This window comes from Mediterraneibacter agrestimuris, assembly GCF_943193195.1.
GTDB classification, from domain to species: Bacteria; Bacillota; Clostridia; order Lachnospirales; family Lachnospiraceae; genus Schaedlerella; species Schaedlerella agrestimuris.
Genome location: NZ_CALPDG010000077.1, coordinates 1 through 9447 on the forward strand (window position 1 = coordinate 1; position 9447 = coordinate 9447).

The following is a 9447-nucleotide window of genomic DNA, read 5'->3' on the forward strand; positions in this document are numbered from 1 at the left end:
ATAAAAGTCAAGGATCCAGCTTTACTAGATGACACAGATCGGGATTGGATTGATGTAGATGGACTAAGAGATCTTTCTAATGGAAAAGCGGCATTGATCGATGATACCAATCGAGAGTGGATTGGAAAAGAAGTTATGATAAATGCAATGGTTGTCCATGGCTCAGAGATGAAAGAAATTACGGAAGAAGAAGCGGAAGAGAATGCGAAAGCATTAGAAAAAAATCGATTGGAAAAAGCACTTGATAATGATTACATAAAAAGTGTAGATGCAAAAGAGTTCTTTTTGCCTGCTACAGTGAATCCATTTCTTACAACGGAAAAGGATGGTTATTATGAAACGCCAGAAGTAATTATGGGAGGTGCCGCAATGGTTATTTTTACAAAACCAGATGGAACGGCATGGTACTTAAAAAAGGGGGAGACATTATCATTCGAAGCAGAACAATATCCGCTGGAAACAACAAAAACAAGAAACAAGAATTGGAAAATTAAATTTGGTTATTTATTGGACGGGGCACTTCACCAAGATATCATGGATGAAGGAATACATCATCAGTACAACTTGACTGCAGAACAGGAAGGTGAGTATTATATGACAATCTATTGTGCGTCTGGTCTACTTACTTTGAAAAATGGTCGGATGGAGATAAAATGACAAAGGAAAAACATAAGAATATGAAAAAATCTATGGTAAGAGTCTGTCGAGAAATAGATAGTTCCAAACAGCCTCCTATAGAAAAAAGCCTTATGACCAATGCTTCTTGTGAAGCTAGATAATCTAATATGAATAAGAACGACATTTTTCTTCAAGCATCTTAAAACTACAGCATCTTGCAGCAAGAGAAGAATCCGGTTTTGCCATGCATTTTTGATATAATTTCATGGCTTTATTTTGCAGAGTGTTCTGGACATTGTCAATCAGGGCTTTTTCTTTCTGGAGCAGGTAGACATAGTCCGTTTTTCTTTTTCATTATAACCGACACGGGAATCAAACTGTGTCAGGTAGTTTATGTATTTTTTGCCGACAACATACCAGTTCATAGAGTCTCCTAAATGTAAAAAAGCGGGTGGATTACTCCACCCACTGCTGTTAACCGATTGTTTTAATTGGACAATCTAACCGCTTTTAACCGAGCATTTTAACTGGACACTCTAACCGCTGCACAGATATCTCTATCTGTGTTTTTAATATATGCAATTTACTATAAAAAATCAATGGATTTAATTTCAAAATTTTTATGAACTTTTTAATGGTTACTTTTCACACCCAATGTCATCTGTATAATAAAGAAAGGGGGCTGTCCTCATCCCCTTTTTTGAATTGTATGAAATCCAGAACTTGCCAAATGAAAAGAAATCGCATAAAATAGATATGACAATTTAATAATAATGATAGTTTTTTGAAGAAGGAGACGAACATGAGAAGAAAAGCAATTAGTATTCTTTTGGTGTTAGCAATGTCGTTTTCTATTGCACTGGGTGGGTGTTCAGGTGATAAGAAGCCGGCAGAGTCGACAACGGAGAAGGAACTTTCAGGGAAACCGGTCGAAGGCGGGAGCATCAAGGTAGGTATCTCCCAGGACTTGGACAGTCTTGACCCACACAAAGCAGTAGCGGCAGGAACGAAAGAGGTTTTATTTAACATTTTCGAGGGGCTTGTAAAGCCTGACAGTGATGGTAATTTAGTGGAAGCCATTGCAGAGAAGTATGAGATTTCAGAAGATGCGAAGAAATATACATTTACACTTCGCGATGGTGTGAAGTTTCATAACGGAAATGCAATGACAGCAGAAGATGTCAAATATTCAATTGAGCGTTGCGCCGATACGTCGAATGGGGAACCATTGGTATCGGCGTATTCTATTGTGGAGAGTGTGAGTATCTTGGACGATAAGACGGTTGAAATCGTCCTGAGTGAACCGAATACAGAATTTCTGGCATATATGACAACTGCGATCGTGCCGAAAGATTACAAGGAGCTGGAAACAGCGCCGATCGGAACGGGACCGTTTCGATATGTATCCAGAAATCCACAGGAGAATATTATTTTAGAGAAAAACGAAGACTACTGGGGAGAAAAAGCTCACCTTGATGAAGTAGAATTCCGAGTTGTCGCAGATGCAGATATGCTTGTTACCAATCTGAAAGGTGGTTCTATTGATATGGCGATGCGTTTGACTTCGCTGCAGGCATCGGAGCTGACAGAGGGATTTCATATTGAAGAGGGAACGATGAACCTGGTTCAGGCTCTGTATCTGAACAATGCGGCAGAGCCGCTGAACAACGAAAAGGTCAGACAAGCTTTAAGCTATGCGGTCGATCCGGATGAAATCATGATGATGATGGCGGACGGCAAAGGTGTTCGCGTAGGAACCAGTATGTATCCGGGATTAAAGAAGTATTTTGATGAATCATTTTCCACATATTATGAACAGGATTATGAAAAAGCAAAAGAACTGCTGAAAGAAGCCGGATATGAGGATGGTTTCGATCTGGAGATTACGGTCTGTTCAGCAGACCAGCCGCATGTAGATACGGCGCAGGTTATTGTAGAGCAGCTAAAGAATATCGGCGTGAATGCGACGATTAAGCCAGTCGAGTGGGAAGCATGGCTGGAAAATGTCTATGCAGGACGTCAGTTCCAGACGACGGTAGTCGGAGTGGACGCCTCCAACTTGTCTGCAAGGGCAATGCTGGAGAGATTTACATCCGAACACAGTGGAAACTTCATCAATTTCAACGATGTGGAGTATGATAAAGTATTTGCGCAGGCGATCGCCGCGGCAGATGAGGAAGAACAGCTCGCATTATACAAAGAACTGGAAGAGATTCTTGCAGAGCGTGCGGCAAATGTATATATTCAGGATCTGGCAAATCTGGTGGCAGTCAGCGACCGATTTGACGGATATACATTTTATCCATTGTATGTACAAGATATGGCAAAGATGTATATGGTAGAGTAAAATAGAAGGGAAGTGCAGGTATGAAATATATTATAAAAAAAGTAACAGGACTTATCATTGCATTATTAATTGTCAGTATACTTGCCTTCCTTGCTTTTGAAATTATTCCGGGTGATCCGGCAAGGACGATTCTCGGTACGGAGGCGACCGATGCGAAGGTGGAGGTTCTCAGAGAGGAAATGGGACTCAATCGTCCTTTGCACGAACGGTATGGGAAATGGGTAAGGGATTTTGTTACCGGCGATATGGGGACTTCTTATTATTATCAGGAGCCTGTGAAGGAAATGATAGGGGATAAGATTCCAATTACAGTGGCAATGACAGTGTTGTCGTTTGTTCTTATTTTACTGGTGTCTATTCCTGTCAGTATTCTTTGTGTACGTTATGAGAACCGCTGGATAGACCGATTCTTTCTGATATTAAACCAGGTCACGATGTCTATTCCGCCGTTTTTTATTGGAATTATTTTTACAGTAGTGTTTGGACTGACTTTTAAATGGTTTACGCCGGGCGGATACATTTCATACAAAGATGACTTTGGCGGATTTCTTGGATATCTGATTCTGCCGTCTCTGGCAATTGCGCTGCCCAGAGCGGCAATGACGGTGAAAATGTTTCGGAGTTCTCTGATTGCGGAAATGCGTCAGGACTATGTAAGGACTGCATATAGCAGAGGGAACAGTCCATGGCGGGTGCTGATGAAGCATGCGGTGCGAAATGGAATTCTTCCGGTCATTACTTTTCTGGGGATGATGGCGGCAGATATCATTGCAAATAGTATTGTGATCGAGCAGGTATTCGGGATTCCGGGAATTGGGCGGACGCTGATTTCTTCCATTTCCAAACGAGATTACCCGGTGGTGGAAGCAGTCATTGTGCTGATTGCGGTTGTGATACTTGTGTTAAACATGATTGTGGATTTGTTGTATCAGAAGTTGGATAAACGAATTGAATTGTAAAAACATGTACACAGTATGCGTATAAAACTGCAAAAATCAGCCGATTGTCTGTTTATGTAACAGTTCAGCCCAGGACTTTGCACTGGCTGCAAAGTCCGTGAAATAACGTATAGGTAGAGATGCATCAAGCCGCCACGAAGTAGTTTTGCATGGCTTGATGCCTGTAACAGGAAGCCGAAGGCTGAACTGTTACCTGCTTATAGGAATAGCCTGCGGCGGTTGAAAATGCCGGGTGAGAAAGATTCGGTTTTAAGATGGGGATTCAGAAGAAAAGGAACGTATATGAAAAACAAGAGAAAAATAAATTCTTATAATTTTACCGTTGGATTGATATTGACGTTGACCATGGCGGGAATCATGATACTTGGTTTTTTCTGGACGCCTTATGACCCTGAGGTAATGACAGGATCGTTGAAGTTAAGTGCGCCAGCTTTTTCACATATTTTCGGATGCGACCAGTTTGGAAGAGATGTGTTCAGCCGTATCTTAAACGGCGCGGGAAGTACGCTGGTAATTGGCGTTGGTACAATTCTGATCGGCGGAAGTATTGGTGTCTTGCTGGGGGCGGTTACCGGATACTTTGGAGGATGGGCAGATGAGATTATCATGCGTGTCAATGATGCGCTGGCGGCGTTTCCCAGCGTCTTGCTTGCGCTGGTGATCATTAGTGTGGCAGGGAGCGGAACATACCGTGTGATGCTTGCGCTTGGCATTGCTTTTATCCCCAGTTTTGCCCGTGTGGTGAGGGGAGAGTTTATGCGGCTTAGGGAGGCGGGGTATGTGATCAGTGCAAGGCTGACCGGAGTCTCTGTGCCGAGGATCATGTTTGTTCATATTTTACCCAATATATTGCCGGCTCTGTTATCAGCTTTGACGATTGGATTTAATAATGCGGTGCTTGCAGAAACTGGTTTGAGTTATTTGGGAATCGGCGTACAGCCGCCGGACGCCAGTCTGGGACGTATGTTGTCTGAATCCCAGACCTATTTTGCAAGCGCTCCATGGTGCGCTGTGTTTCCGGGGCTTTTCCTTGTTCTTCTCGTGCTTGGCGTGGGAATGCTGGGAGAGGGGATTCTGGACAGATTCGGAGGTGGCCGCTGATGCTTAGCGTAGAGAATTTGAAGATACATTTCGATGACAGAGAATCGCGTCAGGAAGTAGTAAGAGATATTACATTTTTTATGGAAAAAGGAGAAATACTTGGTCTGGTGGGTGAATCCGGGTCGGGGAAATCCATGACTGCGCTGACCATTGCAGGACTTTTGAAAGCAAATGCAAGATTGGATTCTGGCGCAGTGTACTTTTGGTATAGTGACGAACCGGAAAGAAAAAAAGTAAATCTGCTTCAATTATCTGCGGAAGAAATGAGACAGCTTCAGGGCAATGAAATCAGTATGATTTTTCAGGAGCCGATGACGGCGCTGAATCCTACCATGCGGATTGGGCGGCAGGTAGAGGAAGCTTTGTGTCTGCATACGAAGCTGTCCAAAGAACAAAGGCGTGAGCGGGTATTAAAGACGCTGGAAGATGTGGAGCTGGAGAATCCGGAAGAGCTGGTGGAGAAATATCCACATGAATTGTCCGGCGGAATGCGGCAGCGGGTGATGATTGCGGCGGCAATTGTCTGCCGTCCCCGGCTTCTGATAGCGGATGAACCGACCACTGCGCTTGATGTGAACACACAGGCAAGTATTTTGGAGCTTTTGAAAAAGCTGAATCAGAAATATGGGATGAGTATTTTGTTTATTTCTCACAATCTCCGTGTTGTGGGTGAATTATGTCACCGGGTTCTTGTGATGAAAGATGGAGAAGTTGTCGAGGAAGGCAGAGTGGAGGAAATATTTTCCAGACCCCGGCATGAATACACGAAGACGCTGATCGCAGCGATACCTTCGGGAACCATGACGAATAGTTTTCATGAACAGAGGAAAAAAGTTCTGGAATTGCGTCATGTGAATGCTTATTATAAAGAAGGGAAAATAAGGAGACAGATTTTAGATGATGTGTCCTTTACTCTTTATGAAGGTGAAATGATCGGACTTGTGGGCGAAAGCGGAAGCGGAAAGTCCACCCTGTGTAAATGTGTTCTTGGACTTTTGAAAGATTATGAAGGGGAAGTGATCCATTATACAGAACGTCCGCAGATGGTATTTCAGGATCCGTATGCGTCCTTAAATCCAAAGAAAACCATCGGCTGGATTTTGGAAGAACCTCTCCGCTTTTGCAAAGAGGGGAGCAGAAAAAGCCGTCGTGCGAAGGCGGAAGCGATGCTGGAGAAGGTACATTTATCCAAAGAAATCTATGACCGTTATCCACGGGAACTGAGCGGCGGACAGCGTCAGCGTGTCAGTATCGCACTGGCATTGATGACCGGAACAAGCTTCATTCTTGCAGATGAAGCGTTGTCTGCATTGGATGTAACCGTGCAGGCACAGATAATCGCATTGCTCAAGGAATTACAGGAACAAGAGCAGATTTGTTATTTATTTGTGTCCCATGATCTGGATGTAGTAAATATGATCTGCAGCAGAGTACTTGTATTAAAAGATGGGCATGTAAACTGGCTGGAGTAAATGAAATCATTAAGAATGGAAGGCTGCATGGAAATGAGAAAGGGAATGTATGAGAACATATAAGTTGACAATTGCCTATGATGGCTCCCGGTTTCGGGGGTGGCAGCGGCAGCCGGATACCGACTTCACCGTACAGGGAATTTTGGAAAAGGAAATCAGCTTGCTGGCAGGTTATGCGGTGGAGGTACAGGGGTCAGGACGTACAGACGGAGGCGTTCATGCGGCAGGGCAGACGGCCAGCATTGTGTTATCAGGAAAGGTGGAGGAAAAAAGTTTTCAAAAAGTATTAAATGAATGCCTGCCTGAAGATATAAGGGTTATCGGCATAGAACTTGTAAAAAATAAGTTCCATGCTAGATATAGTGCTTGTGGAAAATGCTATGAATACAGGATTGATACCACCGAAAGACCAAATGTATTTTCGCGAAAATATACATTTCACTATCCATATAAACTGGATGTGAATAAGATGCGGCAGACTGCCGATACTCTAATAGGAACTCATGATTTTGCGGGATTCACAGACAGGGTGGACGAGCGTTCCACTGTGAGAAGGATTTACAATATTGCGGTCAGGCAGTCAGGCAGTCTGATTAAGATAGAGTACCGGGGAAGCGGGTTTATGTATCATATGGTACGGATACTGACGGGAACATTACTGGAAGCCGGAACCGGAGAGCGTACGCCGGAAAGCGCGGCAGAAGTTTTGCGAAGCGGTGTGCGTGCAGATGCGGGATTTCTTGCGCCGGCAAGTGGATTGTGTTTGAAACAGGTATATTATGACGAGACAGAGTTGACAGGAAAGTGAGTCTAAAATTGAAGTGGATATTGTTCTCTGGATCATTATTTGTAAAAATTGGAATTCAGAAATAAAAGGAGGATGTTCTTTAGAAGATGAAACTGGTATCATGGAATGTCAATGGAATCCGTGCCTGTGTGCAAAAGGGATTTCTAGATGCGTTTAAGGAAATGGATGCAGATATTTTCTGTCTGCAGGAAACAAAGATGCAGGCGGGGCAGTTGGAGCTGGATCTGGAGGGGTATTACCAGTACTGGAATTACGCAGTGAAGAAAGGATATTCAGGTACGGCAGTATTTACCAGACAGAAGCCTTTAAGTGTGTCAAATGGAATTGGTATTGAGGAGCATGACCAGGAAGGACGCGTGATCACCTGCGAGTTTGAAGATTTTTATTTTGTGACGGTGTATACGCCCAATTCGCAGGACGGCTTGAAACGTCTGGACTACCGGATGCGCTGGGAAGATGATTTCCGAGGGTATCTAAAGAAGCTGGAAGAGACGAAACCTGTGATCGTGACAGGCGATATGAATGTTGCCCACAAAGAGATCGACTTAAAGAATCCGAAATCAAACCGCAGGAATGCGGGATTTACGGATGAGGAAAGAGGCAAGTTTACAGAACTTTTGGGAGCTGGATTTATTGATACGTTCCGATACTTTTATCCAGATCAAGAGGGGATTTATTCATGGTGGTCTTACCGGTTTAAGGCGCGGGAGAAAAATGCCGGGTGGCGGATCGACTATTTTTGCGTGTCAGAAGCGTTGGAAGACAGACTGGAAGATGCGAAGATACTGACGGACATATATGGTTCCGACCATTGTCCGATAATGCTGGAACTAAAATAACGGGTCGACTGGTAGGTTCGAGAAAGACCTCACCAACGGCGTCGACATGTATCGCACGTAAGCGAGTAAAATACACTCGCTAAGTGCTCATAACGAGGAGGATTTACATTGACTAAGATTGATATTATTTCCGGGTTTTTAGGCGCCGGAAAGACAACGTTTATTAAGAAGATGCTGAAAGAAGTGTTTGCAGGCGAGCAGATTGTACTTATTGAAAATGAATTTGGCGAGATTGGGATTGACGGCGGTTTTTTGAAGGATTCTGGCATTGAAATTCGGGAAATGAACTCCGGCTGTATCTGTTGTTCGTTGGTGGGGGATTTTGGCAGATCTTTGAAAGAAGTAGTAGATACCTATCATCCCAGCCGGATTCTGATCGAACCATCAGGGGTTGGAAAGCTCTCAGATGTGATTCAGGCAGTACAGGATGTACAGGGTGAGATTGATGCAAAACTGAACAGTTTTACAACAGTTGTGGATGTAACGAAGTGCAGGATTTATAGTAAGAACTTTGGAGAATTTTTCAGCAACCAGATTGCGTATGCCGGGGCAATTGTCTTAAGCAGAACGGATAAAGCGAAACCCGAGAAGATTGAAGAAAGTGTGGCAATTCTGAGAAATTTGAACAAGAAGGCGCCGATTATTACAACTCCGATCGAACAGCTTTCAGGGGCAAAGCTGTTGGAAATAATGGAAGGCAGCAAAACGCTGGAAGAAGAGCTGTTGTCTGAAATAGTGTGTCCGGTGTGCGGACACCACCATGAGCATGAACATCACCATGAGGAGCATTGTGATTGCGGACATCATCACGAGCATGAACATCACCATGAGGAGCACTGTGATTGCGGACATCATCATGAGCATGAACATCACCATGAGGAGCACTGTGATTGCGGACATCATCACGAACATGGACATCACCATGCAGATGAGGTATTTACAAGCTGGGGTTGTGAAACTGCTAAATCGTATACAAAAGAGCGCATGGAAGAAATTCTTCATGTATTGGAAGGAGATTCTGTATATGGAACGATCCTGCGCGCAAAGGGCATGGTTGCGGGGATGGATGGAGAGTGGATTTACTTTGATATGGTGCCAAAAGAACACGAAATACGAAGCGGCTCGCCGGAATATACAGGGAGAATCTGCGTGATCGGCTCCAAGCTGAATGAGGAGAGACTGGCAGAATTGTTTGAAGCATAAAATCGCAGTATATGAAAGAAAGGGTAACAGTTCAGCCCAGGACTTTGCACTGGCTGCAAAGTCCGTGAAATAACGTATAGGTAGAGATGCATCAAGCCAC

General features: G+C 43.9%; 10 protein-coding genes. 8 read left to right on the forward strand and 2 right to left on the reverse strand.

Going from position 1 to position 9447, the window contains the following annotated elements; translation table 11 throughout:
• On the forward strand, positions 1-657 hold a 657-nt coding region (locus NFS18_RS18485; protein ID WP_251392926.1), incomplete at its 5' end, for a hypothetical protein.
• 123 nt (positions 658-780) lie between these two features.
• Here NFS18_RS18485 and NFS18_RS19880 read toward each other — a convergent pair.
• Both NFS18_RS19880 and NFS18_RS18495 read right to left on the reverse strand, forming a co-directional pair.
• A complete protein-coding gene (locus tag NFS18_RS19880; protein ID WP_334301875.1) occupies positions 781-945 on the reverse strand; it encodes a type III toxin-antitoxin system ToxN/AbiQ family toxin in 165 nt (54 codons plus the stop codon).
• The gene (locus NFS18_RS18495) at positions 921-1043 is read right to left on the reverse strand and encodes a type III toxin-antitoxin system ToxN/AbiQ family toxin (protein WP_251392928.1); all 123 of its coding nucleotides are present in this window, start codon (positions 1041-1043) and stop codon (positions 921-923) included. Before NFS18_RS18495 ends, NFS18_RS19880 begins: the two co-directional genes overlap by 25 nt.
• 377 nt (positions 1044-1420) lie before the next feature.
• Here NFS18_RS18495 and NFS18_RS18500 point away from each other — a divergent pair, with 377 nt between their 5' ends.
• From NFS18_RS18500 to NFS18_RS18530, 7 genes are all read left to right on the forward strand, one after another.
• Complete coding sequence (locus NFS18_RS18500) at positions 1421-2965, forward strand: ABC transporter substrate-binding protein (RefSeq protein ID WP_251392930.1); 1545 nt, start codon at positions 1421-1423, stop codon at positions 2963-2965.
• A 20-nt stretch (positions 2966-2985) separates the two neighbouring features.
• Entirely contained in the window at positions 2986-3924 is a 939-nt protein-coding gene (locus NFS18_RS18505; RefSeq protein WP_251392933.1) for an ABC transporter permease, read from the forward strand.
• A 282-nt stretch (positions 3925-4206) separates the two neighbouring features.
• Positions 4207-5025 (forward strand): ABC transporter permease, encoded by an 819-nt coding sequence (locus NFS18_RS18510; protein ID WP_251392945.1) that lies wholly within the window; start codon positions 4207-4209, stop codon positions 5023-5025.
• Positions 5025-6497 carry a nickel ABC transporter ATP-binding protein NikE gene (nikE, locus tag NFS18_RS18515; protein ID WP_251392935.1) on the forward strand — a complete coding sequence of 491 codons (1473 nt, stop codon included), beginning with the start codon at positions 5025-5027 and terminating at the stop codon, positions 6495-6497. Before NFS18_RS18510 ends, nikE begins: the two co-directional genes overlap by 1 nt.
• A gap of 49 nt (positions 6498-6546) precedes the next feature.
• Positions 6547-7305 (forward strand): tRNA pseudouridine(38-40) synthase TruA, encoded by a 759-nt coding sequence (gene truA, locus NFS18_RS18520; RefSeq protein WP_251392937.1) that lies wholly within the window; start codon positions 6547-6549, stop codon positions 7303-7305.
• A gap of 86 nt (positions 7306-7391) precedes the next feature.
• On the forward strand, positions 7392-8144 hold the full coding sequence (locus tag NFS18_RS18525; RefSeq protein WP_251392940.1) for an exodeoxyribonuclease III: 753 nt from the start codon (positions 7392-7394) through the stop codon (positions 8142-8144).
• 108 nt (positions 8145-8252) lie between these two features.
• Positions 8253-9347 (forward strand): CobW family GTP-binding protein, encoded by a 1095-nt coding sequence (locus tag NFS18_RS18530; RefSeq protein ID WP_251392941.1) that lies wholly within the window; start codon positions 8253-8255, stop codon positions 9345-9347.
• Positions 9348-9447 lie beyond the last annotated feature (100 nt).

Coding starts and splice junctions, on each gene's coding strand:
- NFS18_RS18505 (WP_251392933.1), top strand. CDS start 2,986: ATGAAATATATTATAAAAAAAGTAACAGGACTTATCATTGCATTATTA.
- NFS18_RS18525 (WP_251392940.1), top strand. CDS start 7,392: ATGAAACTGGTATCATGGAATGTCAATGGAATCCGTGCCTGTGTGCAA.
- truA (WP_251392937.1), top strand. CDS start 6,547: ATGAGAACATATAAGTTGACAATTGCCTATGATGGCTCCCGGTTTCGG.
- NFS18_RS18510 (WP_251392945.1), top strand. CDS start 4,207: ATGAAAAACAAGAGAAAAATAAATTCTTATAATTTTACCGTTGGATTG.
- NFS18_RS18500 (WP_251392930.1), top strand. CDS start 1,421: ATGAGAAGAAAAGCAATTAGTATTCTTTTGGTGTTAGCAATGTCGTTT.
- nikE (WP_251392935.1), top strand. CDS start 5,025: ATGCTTAGCGTAGAGAATTTGAAGATACATTTCGATGACAGAGAATCG.
- NFS18_RS18495 (WP_251392928.1), bottom strand. CDS start 1,043: ATGAACTGGTATGTTGTCGGCAAAAAATACATAAACTACCTGACACAG.